22 protein-coding genes and 3 pseudogenes are annotated in these 21129 nt (G+C 66.8%); 10 read left to right on the forward strand and 15 right to left on the reverse strand.

Translation table 11 applies throughout. The annotated features are described in order from the left end of the window. Positions 1-66: 66 nt before the first annotated feature. Together CDN38_RS29465 and CDN38_RS14920 are read left to right on the forward strand one after the other, a co-directional pair. Positions 67-357, forward strand: a pseudogene (locus CDN38_RS29465) (DUF427 domain-containing protein); the annotation flags it as partial. Beyond that, a pseudogene (locus tag CDN38_RS14920) lies at positions 334-718 on the forward strand (hypothetical protein). The pseudogenes CDN38_RS29465 and CDN38_RS14920, both read left to right, overlap by 24 nt. 251 nt (positions 719-969) lie before the next feature. On the opposite strand, the gene CDN38_RS14925 reads toward CDN38_RS14920, so the two are convergent. Further along, entirely contained in the window at positions 970-1506 is a 537-nt protein-coding gene (locus CDN38_RS14925) for a cytochrome c biogenesis CcdA family protein (protein ID WP_180276331.1), read from the reverse strand. A 25-nt stretch (positions 1507-1531) separates the two neighbouring features. On the opposite strand from CDN38_RS14925, the gene CDN38_RS14930 reads away from it, so the two are divergent. Both CDN38_RS14930 and CDN38_RS30850 read left to right on the forward strand, forming a co-directional pair. After that, a complete protein-coding gene (locus tag CDN38_RS14930; RefSeq protein ID WP_075509795.1) occupies positions 1532-2377 on the forward strand; it encodes a patatin-like phospholipase family protein in 846 nt (281 codons plus the stop codon). A gap of 709 nt (positions 2378-3086) precedes the next feature. Further along, positions 3087-3314, forward strand: coding sequence for a hypothetical protein (locus tag CDN38_RS30850; RefSeq protein WP_233026889.1), 228 nt, complete (start codon positions 3087-3089; stop codon positions 3312-3314). Position 3315: 1 nt separating this feature from the next. On the opposite strand, the gene CDN38_RS14940 is transcribed toward CDN38_RS30850, so the two are convergent. The 4 genes from CDN38_RS14940 to CDN38_RS14955 form a co-directional block, all read right to left on the reverse strand. Further along, complete coding sequence (locus tag CDN38_RS14940) at positions 3316-3795, reverse strand: MPT63 family protein (protein WP_075509796.1); 480 nt, start codon at positions 3793-3795, stop codon at positions 3316-3318. A gap of 357 nt (positions 3796-4152) precedes the next feature. Then, positions 4153-4731, reverse strand: coding sequence for a carboxymuconolactone decarboxylase family protein (locus CDN38_RS14945; protein ID WP_075509797.1), 579 nt, complete (start codon positions 4729-4731; stop codon positions 4153-4155). Further along, a complete protein-coding gene (locus CDN38_RS14950; protein WP_233027197.1) occupies positions 4728-5030 on the reverse strand; it encodes a carboxymuconolactone decarboxylase family protein in 303 nt (100 codons plus the stop codon). Before CDN38_RS14950 ends, CDN38_RS14945 begins: the two co-directional genes overlap by 4 nt. 181 nt (positions 5031-5211) lie before the next feature. Further along, positions 5212-6123 carry an alpha/beta fold hydrolase gene (locus tag CDN38_RS14955; protein WP_161951596.1) on the reverse strand — a complete coding sequence of 304 codons (912 nt, stop codon included), beginning with the start codon at positions 6121-6123 and terminating at the stop codon, positions 5212-5214. 470 nt (positions 6124-6593) lie between these two features. Here CDN38_RS14955 and CDN38_RS14960 point away from each other — a divergent pair, with 470 nt between their 5' ends. Then, complete coding sequence (locus CDN38_RS14960) at positions 6594-6923, forward strand: TetR family transcriptional regulator C-terminal domain-containing protein (RefSeq protein WP_075509800.1); 330 nt, start codon at positions 6594-6596, stop codon at positions 6921-6923. Between the two features lie 9 nt (positions 6924-6932). Here the strand turns inward: CDN38_RS14960 and CDN38_RS14965 are convergent, their stop codons facing one another. Next, on the reverse strand, positions 6933-7574 hold the full coding sequence (locus CDN38_RS14965; protein WP_180276332.1) for a TetR/AcrR family transcriptional regulator: 642 nt from the start codon (positions 7572-7574) through the stop codon (positions 6933-6935). 68 nt (positions 7575-7642) lie between these two features. On the opposite strand from CDN38_RS14965, the gene CDN38_RS14970 reads away from it, so the two are divergent. From CDN38_RS14970 to CDN38_RS29470, 3 genes are all read left to right on the forward strand, one after another. Beyond that, entirely contained in the window at positions 7643-8437 is a 795-nt protein-coding gene (locus CDN38_RS14970) for an MBL fold metallo-hydrolase (RefSeq protein ID WP_082277017.1), read from the forward strand. A 528-nt stretch (positions 8438-8965) separates the two neighbouring features. After that, positions 8966-9406, forward strand: a complete 441-nt coding sequence (locus tag CDN38_RS31855; RefSeq protein WP_075509801.1) for an SDR family NAD(P)-dependent oxidoreductase — start codon at positions 8966-8968, stop codon at positions 9404-9406. 123 nt (positions 9407-9529) lie between these two features. Next, complete coding sequence (locus tag CDN38_RS29470; protein ID WP_180276267.1) at positions 9530-9679, forward strand: hypothetical protein; 150 nt, start codon at positions 9530-9532, stop codon at positions 9677-9679. A 75-nt stretch (positions 9680-9754) separates the two neighbouring features. On the opposite strand, the gene CDN38_RS14985 is transcribed toward CDN38_RS29470, so the two are convergent. The 6 genes and pseudogenes from CDN38_RS14985 to CDN38_RS15010 all read right to left on the reverse strand — a co-directional run bounded on the left by CDN38_RS14985 (position 9755) and on the right by CDN38_RS15010 (position 16121). Further along, positions 9755-10732 (reverse strand): SDR family NAD(P)-dependent oxidoreductase, encoded by a 978-nt coding sequence (locus CDN38_RS14985; RefSeq protein ID WP_075509803.1) that lies wholly within the window; start codon positions 10730-10732, stop codon positions 9755-9757. A 389-nt stretch (positions 10733-11121) separates the two neighbouring features. Next, entirely contained in the window at positions 11122-11847 is a 726-nt protein-coding gene (locus tag CDN38_RS14990; protein WP_082277021.1) for a cutinase family protein, read from the reverse strand. A 314-nt stretch (positions 11848-12161) separates the two neighbouring features. Further along, a pseudogene (locus CDN38_RS33020) lies at positions 12162-12500 on the reverse strand (PPE family protein); the annotation flags it as partial. Between the two features lie 70 nt (positions 12501-12570). Then, on the reverse strand, positions 12571-13632 hold the full coding sequence (locus tag CDN38_RS15000) for an NAD(P)H-dependent amine dehydrogenase family protein (protein ID WP_075509805.1): 1062 nt from the start codon (positions 13630-13632) through the stop codon (positions 12571-12573). 30 nt (positions 13633-13662) lie between these two features. After that, a complete protein-coding gene (locus tag CDN38_RS15005; protein ID WP_075509806.1) occupies positions 13663-14793 on the reverse strand; it encodes a hypothetical protein in 1131 nt (376 codons plus the stop codon). Continuing rightward, entirely contained in the window at positions 14790-16121 is a 1332-nt protein-coding gene (locus CDN38_RS15010; RefSeq protein ID WP_075509807.1) for a hypothetical protein, read from the reverse strand. Before CDN38_RS15010 ends, CDN38_RS15005 begins: the two co-directional genes overlap by 4 nt. An 84-nt stretch (positions 16122-16205) precedes the next feature. Here CDN38_RS15010 and CDN38_RS15015 point away from each other — a divergent pair, with 84 nt between their 5' ends. Then, positions 16206-16628, forward strand: a complete 423-nt coding sequence (locus tag CDN38_RS15015) for a hypothetical protein (RefSeq protein ID WP_075509808.1) — start codon at positions 16206-16208, stop codon at positions 16626-16628. A gap of 3 nt (positions 16629-16631) precedes the next feature. On the opposite strand, the gene CDN38_RS15020 is transcribed toward CDN38_RS15015, so the two are convergent. The 3 genes from CDN38_RS15020 to CDN38_RS15030 all read right to left on the reverse strand — a co-directional run bounded on the left by CDN38_RS15020 (position 16632) and on the right by CDN38_RS15030 (position 20262). After that, positions 16632-17993 (reverse strand): CHAT domain-containing protein, encoded by a 1362-nt coding sequence (locus CDN38_RS15020; protein ID WP_075509809.1) that lies wholly within the window; start codon positions 17991-17993, stop codon positions 16632-16634. Beyond that, a complete protein-coding gene (locus tag CDN38_RS15025; protein WP_075509838.1) occupies positions 17990-19726 on the reverse strand; it encodes a tetratricopeptide repeat protein in 1737 nt (578 codons plus the stop codon). Before CDN38_RS15025 ends, CDN38_RS15020 begins: the two co-directional genes overlap by 4 nt. Positions 19727-19788: 62 nt before the next feature. Then, positions 19789-20262: a lipoprotein LpqH gene (locus CDN38_RS15030; RefSeq protein ID WP_099319026.1), complete on the reverse strand. Its 474-nt coding sequence runs from the start codon at positions 20260-20262 to the stop codon at positions 19789-19791. Positions 20263-20399: 137 nt separating this feature from the next. Between CDN38_RS15030 and CDN38_RS15035 the strand changes: the two genes are divergently transcribed. Continuing rightward, positions 20400-21128 carry an enoyl-CoA hydratase/isomerase family protein gene (locus CDN38_RS15035; protein ID WP_075509811.1) on the forward strand — a complete coding sequence of 243 codons (729 nt, stop codon included), beginning with the start codon at positions 20400-20402 and terminating at the stop codon, positions 21126-21128. Position 21129: the final 1 nt, after the last annotated feature.

The following is a 21129-nucleotide window of genomic DNA, read 5'->3' on the forward strand; positions in this document are numbered from 1 at the left end:
TCAGCTGCGCGCCGCACCGCTATAGCGTGCTATAGCGGCAAGGATGATTGCAGGAGGTTGACCAGAATGATTCGTGCCGTCTGGAACGGGGCCGTGCTTGCCGAGGCGCCGCGAACCGTCCGCCTGGAGGGCAATGACTACTTTCCGCCGGAGTCGCTGCGGCGCGAGCACCTGGTCGACAGCTCGACGAAGTAGATATGCCCGTGGAAGGGCCTGGCGCACTATTACACCGTGCCGGTCAACGGCGAGGTGAATCCGGACGCCGCGTGGTACTACCCACGGCCGAGCCCGCTGGCGCGTCGGATCAAGAAACATGTCGCGTTCTGGAACGGTGTGCGCGTGGAAGGGGCGCCCGAAGAAGCTCGCCCGCAAAGCCCATCGGATAAGGATGGCCGGCTGCCGATCTGGCGTATCGGAATCACCGGCGGTCGGCATTTTGTGCTGCGTCGGACCCAGCGTCCTCGCAATGTTCGGAATCATCAGCGGCGCAACAGCATTGGCATGGGCCAACAATCTGTACGGCAACTATGCGTGGTGGTTCCGGCTGAGCGGCTTGGGTGTCCTTGCGCTGCTGGTATGGATTGCATTGCGGCGACGTAATCAGTGCAGTCTCGGCGGCATCCGCCGGTTACGGTGGCTGGCGACTACGCTGGGGATCGCGGTTGGCACCTACGCGGTGTTGTATGCGGTGACGACATGGCTGGAACGGTTCGCGTAAAACCGATTCTAGTCCGACGGTCTGGTGCTGCGACGAAACATGTTGTGACGCACCAATATTCGCAATCCAACAGTGGTAGCCAGGAGTGCGGCGAGAATAGCCAGCAGGGGCCATACCCCGAGCGAATCGACGCCCCGGACCAGCCAGGTTTGCACCGCACCGGCGGCTTCAATGACGGGATCCTCCGTGCTGGCGTCGGTCAAATACAACCGGATCTCGTAGTAACCGTAATCGGTCAGGTAGAGGCCCGGTCAGCAGCAGCAGGCCGGCCACGCGACCGGGGTAGGGCAGGATGCGACGCAGCACGCCCGCCGCCGATGACCCGACAAAGGCCACGGCCAGTGCGGCCACTCCCACCGTGATGGCCATGCCGACGGCGTAGAGCACGAATGCGAGAACCCCGGTGAGTATCGAGCCGCGCGAAATGTGGTGCTGATCAACGCCAGAAAGGGCCCGATCGTGCACGACAGCGAAGCCACCGCGTAAGCGACGCCGTAGCCGTACATGGAACGCAGGCGCGCCGTCGGCGCGCCACCGGAAAGCTTTGGCGCCACCACAGCGATATCTCTGCCGGTGAGCAGCCAAGCCGCCAAACCGATCAGCAACACACCGATGATCACGGTGGCAAACGGAACATACTGCTGCGCCGAGGCGATCAGTGGAGCAATCAGCAGACCGAAGATTCCGAACACCGTGAGGAATCCGGCCGACATGACAAGCGTGGCCGCTCCGGCACGGGCCAGCGCCACTGGCCGCGACGTGATCTGGCTGCCGCCGGCGATGACCAAGTCCAGATAGGCTAATAGGTGAACTATGACAACAGCGTTCGTGCTCTCCGGGGGCGGCAGCCTCGGGTCCATCCAGGTGGGGATGCTCCTCGGGTTGGCCGAAAGCGGCATCACGCCGGACCTGATCGTCGGCACCTCCGTCGGCGCCGTCAACGGCGGTTGGCTGGCGTCGCGTGCTGATGTCGAGGGCATCGGCATGCTGGCCGACCTGTGGCGGTCGCTGTCGAGAGAAGACGTGTTTCCCACCCGCCCGATCGTCGGGTTGTTGGGTTTTCTCGGTCTGCGTTCCAACCTGGTCCCGAGCCACGGCCTGCGGCGGCTTCTCAAGGGCCATCTGCAGTTTCCCCGGCTGCAGGATGCCCCGATACCGCTGCATGTGGTGGCCACCGACGTGCTGTGGGGCCACGACGTCCTGCTTTCGTCGGGTGACGCGGTCGACGCGATCACGGCCAGCGCCGCCATTCCCGCCGTCTTTCCCCCGGTGAACATCGACGGACGGGACCTGATGGACGGGGGTGTCGTCAACAACACCCCGCTTTCGCACGCCGTCGCGCTCGGCGCCGATCTGGTCTGGGTGCTGCCGACCGGCTACCCATGTGCGCTGCCCAAAGCACCAAGGGGGGCGCTGGCGATGGCGATATACGCCTTGACCGTTGCCATCAACCAACGCCTGGCCGTGGATGTCGCCAGCTATGAGAAATCGGTCGACTTGCGCGTCGTTCCACCGCTGTGCCCACTCGGCGTTACACCAATAGACTTCTCGCACACGGCCCGGCTCATCGAACGATCGCATGACGGCACCCGCGAGTGGCTGGCGACGCGTCGCCCCGTCGTTGGTCAGGCGGCGTTGCTTGCGCCGCATCGGCATTGAACCAGCGCGACGCTCGAGCCGCCGGGTTGGGCCTACACCCGCTGCAAAACTGTTCTCGCCGAGGGTTTTACCGACGTCGAAACGACCGTTGGGCTCGGGGCAGGGCTAGCCGCCGTTAAAGCGCCGGTTCGTATGGGCGGCGCGGCCAAGTCGGGCTGTGCTCGGGGTCAGAGTCCCGTGTCACGTCGGTACGGGCCTCGTCGCGGGCGTTGGAAGGAAAAGAGGTGTCGACGCATGTCGGCCGTCGGCCTGGCAACGGCCGAGCCGTCAATGCAACCGATGGAGAGCGAAGGCCGCTACACCTTCAACCAACAGCATCGCGACAATCTCAGTTGGTGGAACCGCACCTGGGTGCCGCAGCTCATCCCCAAAGGCGCCCTGCTCGAAGTCCAACTGCCGAGCGATCCGATCCACTGGATTCCCTATGGCGAACCGGACTGTCAGCCGAGCTCGGGCTGGGCTGGGACTGGGCTGAAATCAGCGGTTCGTGGTACCCGGACGGCCCCCCGCGGCACCAGCGGGTGGCCGTGCAACTCGAAGGTCAGCGCACCGTTCCCAACGAGAACCGCTACCGGGAGTCGGCAAACCCGTACGAACTGCCCGGCGTGTACATCCCCTTCGACAAACGGGTGGACGGCAGCAAGACCATCACGATCTTCGACTACCGACTCCTGCCGGAAACCGCGACGATTATTGGGCCGGAAGGGGTTTGGCAACAATCTGCCTGCGGCCCGACCCGATCCCCGAGGACGTCAGAGTGCTGGGCTTTCCCCCGGACACGCCGCCCACCTACGTGCTCACGCTTGTCGTCGGCGTGCGACAGGCCTCCTACGGAGGCGGCCTGCCACCGACCCCACTACCCCTACCGCCGATGGTCACCGTCGAGCCGGACGGGCCGGCCGCACCGACCCAGCCCGCTACCGAGGAGCATGGTTAGGTTATGGCCCCCAAATCATGAGGTCTTCCATCCCGTTGTTCATCGTCACCGTGGTCGGCGAAGGGCCGGTAACGTCGAAGTGGATTTTTCCGGTCGATTGTGCGCCTTCAGGAATAGTGGCTCCACTGATGTTGGACGGCGAAGCGACAAACCACAGAACCCGGTAGGCCGCCTGGTCGGGGACGACCGCGTTGAACTGCGAAATGGCGGGAGTGACGCTGCCCCGAATGGCCTTGACGGTTGCCGTCGCTTCCCAAAGCTTCCCGGCTACCTGGTAGCCCGGCGTCTCATCGCTGCTGGGCTGGAGGTTGCTGACCTTCCAGCTCAGGACAACCTGGCCGACGGTGTCGGTCATCGTCAGTTCGCTGCCAAGTTTGCCGACCACAGTATGGTCGGCCGACGCAATCGGTGCGCTGGTGAGCCCGGCAGTTGCCACGACCAGGGTTGCGACTGCCGCCTGTATCAATCTGGTGATTTTCATGGTGCTCTCCTCGGTGGTTGGAGCGACAACGGTTTATATATAAATCACCTTTTTCGCATATGACCACTATTTTCAAGAATTGTTATCCGCTGCCATCAGCACCTCGGCGTCACGGCACTGATCAAGATTTGGCCGGCGCGGATGCGATGCCCGCCGGCGAACTCGCGCTGGTGGCTGCGCCTCCGAGGCCTGCTGGCCGCCGCCCAGCGATTGCACGAGATGCCGGAGCGGACTTGCCGGGTGGTCTGACATCTCGACTCCTTTATGCACCGCCGATCATGTCACGAAGCGGGGGCCGACGGGTTCGAGCACCACATCACGATGGAAGGCAGACATCCGCTTGCGCTCGATGTCCGCTCAGCGATAGCCCAGCCTGAGCAGAACGCGAGCATTGAAGGCGCGCTCGGCGGTTGTCGGCAGCCTGAAGTCGAGACCGTCGGCCACCCGATTGATCGTGTTGAACAACCCGCAGACCTCGATCGCGTCGCGGACCGCTTCCGGGCTGACGCCGGTGTCGAGGACCGCGCGCACATCGGGCGGTCCAATTTCGTCGGGTGTGCGGGTCAACTTTTCCAGCAGGCCCAGGGTCGCCCGCACCCGGTCGTCGACCGCGGCGGTACACCAATCGCTCACTGCCGCAACGGTGGTCGCGGGGTCGAGGACAGCCGAAGCGACCGCCTCGTGGGTGGTGGCGCAGAATTGGCAACGGTTTTGCTCGGAGACAAAAGCGGCGAAGAGTTCGCGTTCGCCGACCGTCCACGGCGACGGGCCCCGCATCACCGCCTGAACCAGTACGAAGAACGGCTTGCCGAAGAACCGCGGACGGTAGTGGCGCATCTTGATGATGTCGGGTATGTCGCGGCGTGTCGCGGCCCGCAACGCCGCGAACACCAGGCGAGTGCCGAATCGGCTACGCGCGACGCTGTGCAGCCTCATCGCAACGCCTCGTTGAGGGCCGACATACCCGCGCACCGGCGGCTGTCACCCGCGCCGAGCGCGGCGGCGATGGTCACCTCGAATATCTGGTCCTCGGAATAGCCGGCTCGGCGCATCCGCTCTATGTCGCTGTCCTGCACGCGGTAGGCATGCCGGCGCAGCTTGTCCACATATGCCTGCAACGGCTCGGGCAGGTCATCGCCGTGGTAGGCGGCGTGTCGAACGGCCGGATCTGTATCGGCCGGGGCATCGAGAACAGCATGGCGAAGTTTCTCGCGCAGGCGTGGGTACCGGTCCATGATCGACACCGCGCACCCCCTTGTTCGTGGGCCGGTGTGGCCCGGTACGGCAAGGTGTGTCTGACCTTAACTAAGTTAGCCAATCACCCGCGACTGGCGTGGGGACTTTCCCGGCCACCCGTGGAGTCTTCTTGGCAATTGGCAGGGCTCGTTTTGAACGCGGGCGGCTTCGATGCGTGGATTAGTGAGTGGTGTCGAGGAATCGGTTGACCGCTTCGAGGAACTGAGTTGGGCAGTCACGGACGAACCAGTGGCCACAGGATTCGAAGACTCGCACCTGTCCGTCCTGAACCAGTTGTGAAGCACGGATCGAATCCGCCACTGGTACGAGCTTGTCATTGCGTCCCGCGAGTATCAGAGTTTTGGCTCTTATTTGGGGCAACTTTTCAACGAGGGACAAGTTTTCGGCCCCGGCGGTGAGCGCCCATCGTTGGGTGGCGGCGAAGGCTTCGCCGGCGCGCGGACGTTTGCCGCTGGCGATGACCGCATCGATGAGCTCGTCGGTCAGAGCCGAGGCGTTCTTCATACCGAGGCCGGAGCGCAGCTGCCTGCGGGTAAACCTCCTGCCCATGCTTACCGAGAGCCGAGTTGTGCGATTGGCCAGCCGGGGATGAGCGGCCACCCACTTGGTGAGGTGCATGAGCTTGAAGTTCTCGGTGATTCCGCCGGGATTGATCGCGATGATGCGGCGCAGCACCTCGGGGTGGTTCAGGGCCATGTTCAGGGTGATCCATCCACCGAGTGACGACCCGCCGAGGTCGACCAGATCCAAGCCGAAGCGACGAATTAGGGCGGCGACCCATTCGCCATACCAGGGCACCGAACACGACGAATCCGGGAACGCCGTGTCGCCGTACCCGGGAAGGTCGGGGGCGATGACCCGTCGGTGTTTTCCCAAGGTAGTAAGCGCTGAACCGAAAGACACCAGCGCGGAGTCGACACCGCCACCATGCAGCAGTATCAGCGGAGTGAGGTCATTACGCGGGTCAACCTCGTAGACCCGCGTGTGAATGGCTTGCACGTCGACCTGATGGGAGTTGATCCCGGCGGGAACCCGCAACAATGGCACCAGTTTCGGGTGTTCACTGGCCAATGAATCGTCCTCACCGCATCGCTGGGGGCCGTGCCAGAATCTCCTATTCGTACATGGCGTCGTGGGTTCGCGCTCTATTTCAAGGTGTCTTGATTGTAAACCGGCCGAATTCCACGGTTGGCCGAGCCGACAGCCGCTGATACGCCGCCACTACATCGATGAGCATTGGTCGACTCCCAGGTACGTTTCTGAAGGAACCGGTGAGTGAATTGCTCAGCCCGCGCTGCACCTGGCAAAGGTCATCTGTCGCTGCGGCCGCGCCCGCTGGCGTCCAGCGGCAGGATCAACCGAGGCCGGTGGATGGGGCCCAGCCGTGATCGCCAACTTCCCCGTCGGTGTGGATCGTCCTCGCCGCGGTCGTGCTGCTGCGGGAACCGCAGCCGATGCCCGCGCAGCAGGCGGCGGGTGATGCCAAGTGACAGGGCTCCGCCCTGTGCCCCATCTGTGTCAGACATCCGATAGAGCAGTAGGTGAGGGCTGTCGAGGGTTATCATCACGACACGTCGCGGCTGCGTCTGTTCTACGTGCTGATGTTCGACGCCATCGGCCCCCGCGAGGACTTGCGGACCCGCTTCGCGCAGCTGCACACCCACCTGCGTGACCTGTGCGAGCATTGGATCGGCGCGGGGCAGCAGGACGGTGAGATCCGCGCCGACGTGGCTCCGCGGGCCATCGTCACCATCCTGATCGCCGCCCTCGGGGGCATCGCCTATCAGGCGCTCATCGATCCGGACCTCGACCTCGACCCGCTCTACCGTGACCTGGACGCGCTGGCGATCGACGGGCTGCGGATGCGCTAGCTGTCGGTGCTAAGGAGTCTGGCGGCGTCGGCGCGAAGCCTGCGGGGTAGCGCACGAATCGACGAGTCTGACCGCCGATTGCGCCATCGCTTCGAGGTCGGCACGTTGCGCGCCGGCTCGGGCGCGTAGCGCCAAGCTCTGCAGCACCGCCGATGCCAGGCGCGCCAGCGCCTGTGTATCGGTACCGGCGGCAAGCTCGCGCTGCGCGACCGCCTTGTCGAAGCGGGCCGCGAAAGCATCATCGATGGTCCGGAAGATCCCGGCGAGGAACGTCCGGATGTCTTCGTGGCGTACGGCTTCGGCGGGTGCGGTACACATCACCAGGCATCCCCGCGCGGCTTCGTCGCCGCTCAGATAGAGGTCGATGCTGGCCCGGTAGAAATGCAGCAAGCCGTCAACCAAGGGGTGCTCGGGCGAGAGTGAGTCGGCGAGCTGCGCGCGCAAGTGCTCGCCGAAATGGCCGAGCGCGCGCAAATACATCGACTTCTTATCACCCAGTGCGGTGTACAGGCTGGGTCGGGTGACTCGGGCGGCCGCCGCGAGATCGTCCAGCGACGCCGCCGAATAGCCCGCCTGCCAGAAGACGCCCGACGCCGCTTCGAGCACATGTTGTTCGTCGAACCCGCGCGGACGCCCCCGCTGGCGCTTCACCCCATTGTTTTTCATACCGATCCGATCGAAAATATCCACGAGTAGTTTTACTGCGAGATAGTAGCAAAATGCACAGACGAGCGACGCCCATGTTGGTCAAACGCAATCCGTTCGCCCGGCCACGACCCGGCGACGAGATCCTGCCCAATGTTCACCTGCTCGGGACGCATCGCGTCAATTTCTATGCGGTGACCGACGGCCGATCCGTCACGTTGGTCGACTGCGGATTCGACGGGCATCGTCGCTACCTACAGCGCTGGCTCGATATGTCTGGTCGGCGATTGTCCGACGTCGAGGCGATCATCCTCACCCATGGGCACGCCGACCATGTCGGGTTTGCCGAACGGCTACGGCGACAGGGGATTCCGGTCTATTTGCATGACGCGGATACCGCGTTCGCCATGAGCCCGCGAGGGCGACGCCCGCCGCAACGCTTACGACGTGGCTTCTGGCATGCTTCCGCGCTCGGCTTGCTGGGTGAGGCGGCGTTGGACGGCGTCTTCGTGCAGCCCGTGCTCAAAGAGGTACGTCGCCTTTCTGCCGACAGCCAGCTGGACGTGCCCGGCCGGCCGACTGTCGTTGCCGTCCCGGCTCATTCGGCCGGCTCGGTGGCTTTCCGCCTACCCGGACAAGGAGCACTGTTGACCGGCGACACCCTGATGACACGCGACCCGATGTTCGGCGGTGCCGATCGCGCGGTCGTCTTCGCCGAACACACCGATCGCGACCACGCCGCGTTGGAGGCGCTGATTCACTTGCGGCCGTTAGCCGACGACGCGTTATTGCCTGCCCACGGCGAACCGTGGACCGACGCAGAGGCTGTCGGACGGGCGATCCGCCAAGCGCGAATTGCCACAGCCTGAAGTGATACCGGCCAGGTGCGGTTGTTGCGCGCCGGTGATCGCGCCGCCCGAGGCGGGTTGGCGATATTGCCACCCATAGGCCGTCACGGTTCTGGCACGACGAGCGAGCCCGGCCGCGACGATGCGCTTGAGATCGACTGACGCGCAGGCGAATCGGTGGCCGCTGCGATCAGGATCGCGGCGTTGGCGAGGGCACATGTCCGGCCGGCGCCGAGCAGGGCCGCGCCGGAAGATGGGTCGAGACCATCTTGGCCGGATCCAGCCGTGGAGCCGCTGGTAGGCAAGTCCGGCAAGGCGCCAACGCGCCGACGACTGCCGGCGCGTTGGCGCCTAACGACGACTGGCCAACACGTTGCCTGCTGAGAGGTGGACAGCCGCGCGAGAGTGCCGCGATCTCCGGGCGTGCGCCGGTGACGTCGAGCTCCACCCGCTGAAGACGGGTCGAGCTTTGTTGGTGGCACCCTTGCCTATGTTGAACGTACAACATAGAATGCCCGGCCAAATGCTTCTTGGGAGGACACCGCGGTCATGGCCAGTGGCGGGGCCTACCACGCCTCCAAGTACGCCGTGGAAGCCATCAGCGATGCGCTGCGGTTCGAAGTCCAGGGCTTCGACGTCAAGGTGGTGATCATCCAGCCCGGACTCATTCGCACCGACTTCTCGTCGACGGCGGCGGCCGCGATCGGCGCCGGTGACGGTCCCTACGCCGCGTTCAACGCCGGGGTCGCCCAGTCCACCAAGGAGGTCTACGAGAAGGGGCCGCTGGCCCATTTCGGCGGGGATCCCGACGACGTGGCCAAGGCGATCCAGAAGGCGATCACCGCGCGCCGGCCGAAGATCCGGATGCGGGTGACGCACTCGGCGCACATGCTGATCGCGCAGCGCCGCATGATGACCGACCGGATGTGGGACCGGTTCCTCAAGACGCAATTCACCCCACCCACGCTTGACGCTCGCGCCGTCCGCTGATGAACATGACCGCGACGCAAGCCCGCGCCGACCGGTCGGTGGAAAACGCGCTGTTCGACGACCCCGGTGCCGTTCAGCTACGGGTGCACGCGCGCAACCGGCCCGCCTGTCACCATGGAGTACGTGACCACCGCGATTGTGGTGACGGTGCTGGTGCTGGTGGCCATCGGCATCGTGATCAACGAACTTCTTCGGCTACGCACCTGGTTGAAGAATTCGCCTACCCCGCCCTCCGAGGGAGACGACACTGAGTCTCCTGACGGGCTCGCGTGATTTCTCGTCGAGATTGCCGCCACGGTCGTGGACCCGTGGAAACCACAGCCTCCACGGCAATCTCGATGCAACCGGCTAAGCCCGCAGGGCGGCGACCGTGTCGGCCAAAGTGGTGCGTGGATCCCGATAGGTGATGCCGAGTTCATGCTCGGACGGTGAGTCGTCGGACTCGGGCATCTGGGTGTAGTACTGCATCCCGGCGGCGGTGAACGGATTGTCGAACGGCAGGTACGGACCGGCCAAGTCCAGCAGTGTCCCCGCGACGCGCAGCACAGTGTCGGGAACCGGGACACTCACCATCGGTGTCTCGGCTACCTGGCCGAGCATTGTGGCCAACTCCGCTACCGGAATCCGGTGCCCGCCCACCATGTAGCGACGGGGCCCACGGCCAGGCTCCAGCAGCGCGGCATGCACGGCGGCCACGTCGCGGACGTCGATCACCAACCACGCCGCGCGGCGCCCGGGGATCGTGTGCATCTGCAGCGCCGCCTTGACTCCCTCACCGGCCTCACCGAATTGGTCCCCGACGGGCGGCCCGAGAACCATGCCGGGATAGGTGATGTTCACCGGTGCACCCGCGTCCTGCAGGCCGCGCGCATAGATTTCGACCTGAGCCTTCGACGTTCCGTAGCCATCCGTTCCGCCGACAACTGGCAGGTCGGCCGTCAGGGTCTCCAAATCGGGATGAAAGAGCGCCGTGAAACTGGATACGTGCACGATGGGATCCAGCCCCAGTTGGACGGCTTGGCCGAGGACATTGCGGGCGCCCTCCATGTTGGTGCTCAGCATCTGTTGCTTCTGGCGCGGGTCGGTGGCGACCAGTGCGGCACTGTGCACGACGGCGTCACATCCGGTCAACGCCTCACGGACCGCGTCGCGGTCCTTGATGTCTGCGGGAACGAAGTCCGATGTGTCGACACCCAGTTTGGCGACGGTACTCTCCAGCTTTGCCGGATTTCGGACCAGGAAGCGGACCGAGTGGCCGGCATCGGCAATCGCCTTGGCGGTCCAGCCGCCGACGAACCCCGTAGCTCCGGTTACCAGAACATGCATGGTGCGATTGTGCACGGTGGGCGGACCGGCGTGTGGCCGGGGCGCGGCTGGGAGGTGGTGATCTCGTCGCCGCCCGTACCGCAGGTCAGGGTCCGGCAATCACATCTGTCACATGATCCCCAGGCCCAGCGGTGCACATTTTGCCCGCCTACGAGCGACAAGCCCAGGCGCGCAACGGATTTGTCGCTGACAGCCGGGCATATCGGGTATTGCCCCGGCCAGTGACTGATGTGGCTGATGGGATGGTCGCGGCTGCGCCCGGCAACTCGGGGGCAGCGCCGTCCAAGACCGGACTTACGAAGCTAGCGCCGACTGTGTATCCCACGACGCAACACACCTACGAAGCGTCGCGTGGTTCGCGCTCGGCCGAGATTAGAGCCTAGAGGAGCCTAGAGGTGACGCGCCGCGAAATCCGCACCCTGGCTTGTCATGCCGTTCATCGCATACGAGACGTGGGCTACGGGATCGTTCCCGGCACCGCAAACGCCGTCGCCGTTGGCGCATAACTCGATCGTCTTGGGCTGATACAGCGGCCCGATGGTGATCGGCGGTGCGCCGTACCGGTTCAGGAATTGACCCGACGGCGTTCCGAAAAGGGCAACCGCTGCAACGTGATTAGCGATCTCGGCCGGCATCGGCGCGGGCACCGCGGCGGCCGGAACACCGGGCGGCACGGCAGCGGAGGTGACGTAACCGGCCACGGCCGCCCCCTGGGAGTAGCCGCCGAGTATCTGCCGTGTCGCGGGGCAGCTGGCCGCCATGGATTCGATATGCGCACTGGCGTCGCGAACCCCGTCGATGACCGTGAGCGGGAAATCGCTGCTGGAAAAGTCACCGCTGGCCGGATAGTTGATCGCATAGACCCCAAGTGACCTGGAACCGATCTGCGAGCGCAGCGCCTCCACGAAAGCGGCTCCAATGTTGCCTATCCCCGGCGGTTCGCCGGTGCCGCGGGCGAACAACACCTCGACGTCGGGGCATGGTTCGGCGGACGCCGACGGGACCTGGACGCCAGGTGCCACGGTCAACGCGGCCAGCGTGCCGACCGCAACCGCGACGCCGGTTGTCAACCGGCGTGCCAAGGAGAACGTTGTCGTCGACCAGCGCTGGCCCATCGTGGTCGGCCTGGCCTCGGCTGGTGGTTCGGCACTCATTGTCCCTGGATACCCGGCATCGGACGAGACTGAAACCTCCGCCACCGACGGGCGCTGATAGCGGGAGCCGGCCAGTCGGCGGCGTGGAAACACATCAGTGGAAGAAACCCGACTGCCCAGGCTCGGTGTGAAGCCGCCCGAGCTGGTTCCGCCCGTGTTGTACAGGCCCGAATTGTCGCCGCCGTCACCGGAATTCGCCGCGCCCGAGTTCCCGCCGCCGGTTCCGGAGTTACCAAATACCGAGTTGAACCCGCCGCCGCCCGAGTTGAAAAACCGCGATTGGCCGCGACCAGCACTGGATGCACGGTGGTTGCTCGCGCGGCTTCGTAGCCGGCGACCGCTGCCCGGGCCTGCCCGGCCGCGCGCTGGGCGCAGGCCGCCGCCGTGCTCAGCCACCCGGCGTAGGGAACCGCCGCCGCCATCGCCGTCGAGGCCGGGTCCCGCCAGGATTGACCGCCCAGGGTGGCGGTGACGGAGTTGACGGAGCTTGCCGCCGTGGCTAATTCGCCGGCAAGCCGGTCCCATGCCGCCACCGCGGTCAGCTTCGGACCCGAGCCTGCACCGGCGAAGATCCGTGCCGAATTGACTTCCGGTGGCAGTACCGAAAAGTTCATCGCGGTGACCCCTTTCCGCCCAGAACTTTACGATCGCGGGCGGCGCCGGGGAGCCGGTTCGTGCTACTTACTATTTGCTGCGCGGCACCGCCCCACGGGGCAGTGTCAGGGGAAGGTCGTTGTAAGTCGCGATGCCGGGAGCCGCCGCGACGACGGCCGGGATCGCGTTGATCACCGGCATCGCCGTCATGATGTGGCCGAGCACCATGAAGTCGGCGATCGTCTCGGCCTGGAAATACGGCGGCGGCAAGAAGCCGATCCGGGTGGTGACCGTCGGTTGCCCGTCGACCTGGATGACCCAGCCGTCTTGGTCGATCTTCCAGTCCGGTTCGAGGGTCTGTCCCTTGCGCCAGCGGACATTGAGCTCGACGACGGTTGTGCCGTCGAGCACGCCCTGCCAGCTCGCGTGCACACCCGCGACGCATCCCGCGGGTATGGTCCACGATCCGAGGTCGAGGTCCGCCGTGGTCTGCGCATACTCGGCCACACAGCGCACGGCGTCGAGTTCGACCCCTAGCGCATCGGCGACCAACCGGACCGCTTCGCCGAAAACGGCCGTCCCGTGCGCGGTCATCGCCTGCAGGTTCGGGTGGTCGATCGGCTGGCCGAAGCCGACCGGCTTTTCAGTCGCCGGGGAGTCGTAGAACGTGGTGTCGGCGGCCTCGTTGACGGTGACCTTGTCGATCCGGTCGCAGACCATCGCGGACACGATGGCCAACAGCTCGGCGAAGCCGGGGCTGACGCCGGAGCCGAAGATCGTCGAGCCGCCCCGCCGGCACGCGTCCCGGATCCGGTCGCGCTCGGCACCCAGGTTGTGCCCGGTGATGAAGGCCGCGGTGGTCACCACGTTGACGCCGGCCGACAGGATGCGGACCAGTTCGTCGACGTTCTTCCACATCGGGTTGTAGACCACGCAGTCCGGCTCGAGGTCCAACAGCGCTTCGACATCGTTGGTGGCGGCCACGCCCAGCGGTGTGATGCCGCACAATTCGCCGGCGTCGCGGCCGACCTTTTCCGGCGACCAGGCATAGCACCCCACCAGTTCGAGGGCTGGGTTGGCGGCGATCGCCTGCAGTGCGCTCTTGCCGACGTTTCCGGTGGTCCATTGCACGACCCGATAGGTTTTTGGCACTCGCTCAGCATAGGGAGCACGGCGATCAGGTCAATAAGCCGACTCGCCGGCCAGGATTTCGGCGAGCAAGGCGTCGGCCGGCGGTCGGTCCACCCGCGCCCGCACCCAGCGGCGGACCCGATCGCGAGTGTGCCGCGATTCTTCGACGTCGGCGCCGATCACCACCGAGGTCGTGCGCCAATCGTGGTTCCAGGCAGCAGATTCCGTCAGCGCGCGCTGCTGCGCGTCAACCAAGGAGAGAGTGGCCCGGCCGCCGGCGTCCAGGGCGCCGGCGCCGCTGACCTCCCCGGAGTGCACCCGCACCGGGATGTCGGTGGGCGGATCCGGCCCGACGACGGTTGCGTGTACTACCGCAATAACGCCAGGGCCCGCCGGCTCGACACTCCAGTCGACGGTGTCCTCGGCCGCATCGAAGATTCCGGGCGGCACCGCACCCCAGTTGATCGACGCCACGCCCCGGCCGATCGTCACCGCACCCTGCGGGGCCGCGTCGGTGCCGGCGGCCAGCGCGTAGTCGTCCCGGCGACCGCTCGGCAACGTCGTGACAACCGTCGAATCATCAACTGCCGCAGACAGTTCCGACCAGTCGATACCGTCGATGCCGGCCTCGTCGGCGAGCCGGGCGGCGGAACGGATCAGCTCGAGGACGCGCCGATCGTCGGTCCGCAGGTGGGAAAGCAGCGCGGCGGCATGCGGTGCCAGCAGCCCGGAAACATCCGAATCCAGGGTGTCGTCGGTGAAGAAGCCGTGCGCGCCGGCCGTCAGCACCGCCACCTCGGCGTCGAGCAGGGCCCGGTCGAGTCCGGCGATGCCGTCGCGCTGACTGGCGGGCCACCACCGTCGCAGCCAATGGCCCAGCGCCAGCCTGCATAGCGGGGCCGTCGACCCCGGCACGATGTCGACACCGGTGATCTCGAGGTTGCCGGCCGGTTGCGCGGCCACCGCGGATGCCAGCGCCACATGGCCGGTCTCTCCGACCACCCGCCACAGCCAGTCGGCGCGCGACACGTCGGTGAAGGCGATGTGGATCGCGGCATCGTCGGGTGGGTCGTCGATGGTCCACGACAAGACCGCGCCACTGACTTCCAGCACCGCGGTCAGCGGTGCCGCCCGCTGAGCAGGGCCCGTCGTCCACAAGCCGGATTCGGCGACCAATCTCATCCCGCCACCTGCAATTCCAGCATCGACTTGATCCGTTGCCGGTGGTCGAGGCTCACCGACCGGGCGACGCCTTCCAGTAGGGATCGCACGTCGTCGACGTCCTCGCAGGGCTCCTGCCAGACGTCACGTCCGTGCAGCCGGGCCCACAGCCGGCTCAGGTACGGCTGCGGGTAGGCGGCAAGGTCGTCGACCACCTGCCGTTGCCGCGGGTGGATCGGTCCGCCTTCGGCGAGGTAGCGCCGGGCGTGCAGGACATACGCCTCCTTACGCAGCCTGGACTGGATCTGCGCGGCCAGCGGGTACCGGTTGGTCATCGTGCGGTCCAGGGGCGCGAGCTCGACCGCGACCTCGATGCCGGCCACCAGCGTCGCCTGCTTGTCCTCGGCCAGCAGACCCCACGGGGCGCAGGCCCGGTCCACCTCCTCGGCGCACAACAGCGGCACATCGGGTAGCGCGTCGCGATCCAGGGCACGCCGTAGCGTGGCCCGCACCCGATCCACCACCGTCCGGTCCAGCGGGCGGTCGCTGTCGGAGCCGCCGACGACCTGTGGGCGCTGTTGCGGCGCAACGGAACTCAGTCCCAGCGTTACGATCGACCACGGCAGCTGGGCATCGTCGACGCGGGCCAGCGCGCCCAGGTTGTACGGGGTGGCATCGGCGATCAGGGCCCACCAGACGCGCTGGCGGGCGGCGGCTGCGCTATGACCGGTGGCGGCACCCAGCACGGCGCCCAACCCGGCCAGAAACGGCTCGACCACGGTGTCCAGCGCCGTTTCCGGGGCGCGCACGTCGCGCCAGCTGCGGTCGAGTTGCGCAGTCAGCGCGGTGACCACCGTGGGGTTCGACACGTATTCGTTGAGCACTTCGATGGCGGTGCGGTCGCGGCCCTGATGCACCTCGTGCAGCACCGCGGCCGGCGTCTCACGATCGTCGGGTGCGGGTGGCCCTTTCGTCACCGCCAACTCGAAACAGACCGGGAAATACAGCTCTTGGGCGTTTCCGCTGCGAATCCGCAGCCGGCGCCTTTCCCGTTTGAGCACCTCGAACCACGCAGCTGCGCACCGTAATTCGGGGCCACTGCCAACGATCAGGTCGCTCATTGCCGCGGCTGTGCCGGGTTCGACGACCGGGGCCGAATACCGGGGATTCGAGCGCAACCGCAGCACCAGCGGATCGATGATGCGTTTGACGGTGCGGCTCAGCGGGCCGCCGTCATCGCTGCTGAGCACCTCGACACCGGGACCGATTGCGCGCCACGCCCGGTCGATCACCGCCCGGCGGGGGTGACCCACCGCTACGGCCGTCGCCACCCGCGGATCCGCGCTCATCTCGACAGGATAGGGGTATGGGCCACCATAGTGATAACCCGAAAGTTGGGTTCGGTAGCCGGTCGCATACCAGAGCCTGGTGGCATGAACACGTCGAAGCTGCCGGCCGTCGTCGCCGAGATCGCGCTGATCGCAACCACCCTGCTGTACCTGATGTTTCACTGGTCGTGGCTCGCCCTGACCGGTGTTGTGCTGGCTGCGGCGACGGTGGTGTTGATCGGCCGGCTCGCCCGCGGCTCCCGCCCGGCAGCAGCGGACAGCCGTACCGTCGGGGTGGGCACGGTGCGCGCGGTCGGCGCCGGGGAGCGCCAGATCTGGATCGAGGTGGCCAGCGTGCACGGCGACACGTTCATCGGCCGCTTGGTGCGCGACGACGACGATTCCGACGAATCGGCGTTGCGTCCCGGCCTGGTCGTCCTGGTGGCGTTCGATCCCGCTGACCGCGAAGCGCTTTCGCTGACCGACGACGTGTTGGCCGTCCGTGCACGCGATCTGAGCTTCGCGTGACCGTCAGCGTGCGCCGTCGACGGCGAAAGTGACCAGGGCGGCCCAATACAGCGGGCTGGTGGTGACGTCTCCGTCCCGCCAGCGTCGCATCTGGTCGCGCTGCCAGCGATTGACGGCGCATCCGGCGTCGACGTTCTCGTGGGCCCGGTCCACGGCGGCGACCGCGTCGGCCATGGGATCGACCAGATCGTCACCGGCGGTTGCGAATTGGCGATAGGCGGCGGTCGTGGGCAGCGACCACAAGGTGGCCGTCACCAGCTGCGCCCCACCGAGAATCATCGCCGCCACCAGGCCGGTAGCCTCGTCGAACCGGTAGTCGCCACCCGACGCGCAGGCCAGCAGGGCCACCCGCGGCGGTATCGGCAACCGCAGGGTCATCAGATCCGACGCGGTCAGTGGCCGGTGCTCGCCGACCTCGTCGGCATCACCGGCGATTTCCGCCCGACAGGCCAGGTGCAGCGCGGCCCGGTCGGCCCGGCCTAGATCAGTGTCGGCCGCACTCGCGTGCCCGACGTACACGAGTCGGCTCGGGTTTTGGGCCAGCAAGCCGGCCAGCCACCAGCGGTCGGCATCGCTGCGGCGAAACAACTCGACCGCCGTCTCGACGCAAGGCAACACCGCGCGGCGTCGCATCAGCTCGGCAAAGTGCCGTGCCAGCGCAGTGTGCTCCGACGGGCGGCCGAGCACCGATCCCAGCGCGGAGTCGGGCCGCTGCCCGGGGACGCGGGGATCCAGCACCAGCACCGGCGGACCGTCGTGTCGGGCGTCCCAGCCGGCCGGTGTTCGCGGCGCATTGACGATGTTCTGCGGCACCGCCAGCAGCACGTCGACCAGTTCCATCAGCCGGTAGCCGTCGGTGTGCGCGGTGATATCGGCCAGCTGCCACGGGATGCGGGCGGCCGCCCGACCGCTGGCGGTGATGGCCTCCTGCCGGGCCCGCACCAGCTCTTCCTTGTTCGGCCCCGATTTCGGCACCGCCAGCAGGCCCCAGGGCACGCGTGCCAGATGGGCGCTGGGGGCGACGAACAGCACCGAGCGCGGCGACGACACGCACTCCGTCAGTAGCTGCCATCCCGATGTGCCGATCAGCAGCACACCGAGGATGTAGGCGAGCGTCAGTTCGGCATCCGGCGACGCGAACGGTCCTGTGGCCAGTGCCCGTTCGATGGCATCGCGCCGGCTCTCGGAGCCGTGCGGCTCGGGCAGCGCGTCGGCGAGTTCGGTCAAAGCCGCGAGCAGGATCGGCTCTTCCACCACCCAGGTAACGGTTTTCGACGGCTGGCCGACGATCCGCAAGCTGGCGTAGGTGGCGATCCCGACGTCGGCGTATCGCAGGACCAGAGTCAGCCGGTCCGAATCGGTCATGGCCAGGTCGACCAGGCGGGTTCGGCGGCGGTGACCGCGTGACCGTAACGCTGAAACGCCAGTGCGCGATAGTGACTCATGATCGGCTCGGCATCCGGCTCCATCCGCAGCGGCGGCAACGGCCCAAGCCGGGTCAGCGAGTTACCGGTTTGCGCCGGTGGACCCGCTGCCGCGAGGGCCGGCTCCGGCTCGGTGTCGGCCAATGCCGTTGCGGTGGTGGTCGACGCCCACTCACCCATTGCCGGCCGCTGCGGTTCCGCGTTGAAAGTGCCTCTGGCACTGTGGTATTCGACCAGCTCACTGACCAGGCCGGTGTTCTCCCATTCCCAGGCGACGGCGAAGGCGCCGGCCAGCATCGGTGCCGAGACATGGGCCGCCCACCGTGCTCTCGCGTCCGCGTCGGCGATCGAATAGCGCACCGAGTCGACGGCCAGCGCCGCGGGCACCTTGAGCTCGGCGGCCTGCTCGAGCTTGGTCAGCGCGCGCCGGTATTGCGGGGTGCCGACTTCGCCGCGCAGGATGCCGAGCCCGTCGGCTTGCCGCGCCTCGGTCTCCTGCAACGTCTCCTCCGGGTCGCCGGAGCTGTCAAAACCCAAGTCGGCCAGTGCGTCTGCCCGCCACACGGTGCCCAGGTGGCTGTCGAGCTGAGCGTACTGCAGCCAACTGCTGCGCGGTGAGGAGTCGAGCAACTCGCGCGCTTGCGCGATCATCTCGACCGCTTCGGCAAAACGGCTGCAGAAGATCGGGATCCAGCTGCGTTGCAGCAGAATACGATGCAGATGCAGTGGCTTACCCAGTTCACGCCAATGCCGTTCGGCGTGTTCCCAGCATTCGTCGGCGGCTTCCAGTGCGCCGCTTGCCAGCCGGGTAAGTCCCAGATACAGCCAGCACCGGGCGACGTCGTGCGCCCGGGCGTACCGGGCGATGACCGGATGAGCCCGCGACACCAACTGCTCGGCCGCCACATGGTCGCCGACCAGCCAGCGGGCCGCTGCGCGCTCCAATTGCGTTCTGGCCGAGGCTAATTCCCAGCCGTTGGCGGTTGCGCGGGCTTCGGCCCGCCGCAGCCAGGGCTCGGCTTCCGGCAGTCGCCCGGTCTCGATGCAGAATCTGCCGTACCCGGTGGCCGCGCAAACCCAGAGATAGTCGTCATAGGCGTCGGCGGCAGGCCGGTTCACGGCGTCGAGTATCTGCTCCCACAAGTGCAGCGATCGGGGATGCAGGTCGTCGTCGCAGAGTGCAACGGCGCACCGGAGGCGGGCGTGGGTGACTAGGGATTCGCCCTCGCCAGCAAGGTCGGGAAAGGCGTCGCCGGAGTCCGTGACCGACGCCGCCAGCTCCGCCAGCGCCGTCTGGGCGCCGTCGTGATCCCCGCGCGCCGCTGCCAGGCCGGTATGCAGCAACTGAGCGCGCCGCGAATAGCGGCAGACCATCCGCACGATGTCCGCGTCGGACATCCGCACCTGACCGGCTGCCTCGAGCATCGTGCCGGCCAGAATCCCGGCGTAGCTCGCCACACAGTCGCGGATCCGCCGAATGCATTCGTCCACACCGTCATTGGCACCGCGGGTCAGGTAGATCTCCCCGAGCTGCGCGAAGACCTCCAGCATCAGGTCGTCCCGATCGGCCTGCTCGATGCGCGGTATCAGGGACAGCAGCAGCTGGCGCGCACCCTCCTCGTCGGCGGCGAACGCCAGGCGCCGGGCGCGTTCGAGCTCGTCGAAGATCGACACGGCTGCATCATAAGTCCGGCCGGCGGACATGGAGGCATGTCCGCCGGCCGGGATCGGCCGCGCTAGCCGCACGTCACCTTGATGTTGAAGTCCTTGGTGATCATTCCGGCCATCGGGTTCTTCAAGTCGGCGCCCTGCGCCTGGCCGGTGATGGTGTAGGTCTTGCCGTCCACCGCGACCTTGGCCGAGCCCACTTTCGCGCTCATGTTGTCGGCGACGGACAACGCGTTGCCGTCGACGACCAGCGCCAGCGACTCGACCCGCGGCGTCGCCTCGTCGGTCATCACCACCGCCAGCGCCTGTTGCTGGCCACCGGTGGAGCCGCTGCCGATGTTGATCTTGCCGCCCTGCTTGACGCAGGTCACCGACGCCGGGTTCAGTCCAGGAAGATCGGTGCCGCCCACCTGGACCTGGGTCCCGCCACCGCCGGTGGAGACGCTGGGTGCTGGGCCGGCTGTGTGACCGCCGCTGGAGCAGCCCACCAGTACCGCAGCGCCGCCGATGGTTCCCATCGCAGCCGCGATAACACGCTTCATCGGATTTCCTTCCGTTGTGCGCCGCCCCGATGGCGGCGTCATGGCAGCAAGTACAAATCCGCTCGGCTGCTACCGATCCCAAGTATTCGAGCGACCCCGGAAGCGCCGCTGTTCGGCCGTGGTGATGGAGTGTCGGTGTGATCGAGATCCAGACCCTGGAAACGGCGCGAGTGTTGACGCTCTCATCGGGGCGGGTGAACGCCCTCGACGTCGAGCTGCTCGGCGAACTGACCGACGTCCTGCACCAGCTGCAGGGCCCGCTGGTGATCACCGGCGCCGGGCGGGTGTTCTGCGCCGGCGTGGACCTCAATCGCGTGCTGGATGGCGGTGCGGGGTACACCGATCAGCTGATCCCGGCGCTGTCGGACGCATTCGAGGCGATGTTCAGCTATCCCGCGCCAACGGTGGCCGCAATAAACGGCGCGGCCATCGCGGGCGGATGTGTGCTGGCCTGCGCCTGCGATCGGCGACTGATCAGCCCCGATGCCCAGATCGGAGCAACAGAGGTGCGGGTCGGGGTGCCGTTCCCGGTCGCTGCGCTGGAGGTGATGCGCTACGCGTGCGGCGACCGCGCCGAGGAGGTGGTGCTGGGCGGCGGCACGTTCCGCGGGACCGAGGCCGTCGCACGGGGACTTGCGCACGCCGTCGTCGACGAGGGCCTCCTCGAGGCGGCCGTCGCGGAGGCAGCGAGCCTTGGTGACATTCCGGCCGAGGCATACCGGCACACCAAAATCCAGCTGCGGGCGCCCACGGTGGTGCGCATGCGCGAATCCGGCGACATCGACGACGGCGTCCGCCGGCGCTGGGGTGCCGAGAAGACCCGGCAGGGGATCGCCGGCTACCTGGAGCGTCTTCGCCGGCGCTGAG

The organism is Mycobacterium ostraviense (assembly GCF_002705925.1).
GTDB lineage: Bacteria > Actinomycetota > Actinomycetes > Mycobacteriales > Mycobacteriaceae > Mycobacterium > Mycobacterium ostraviense.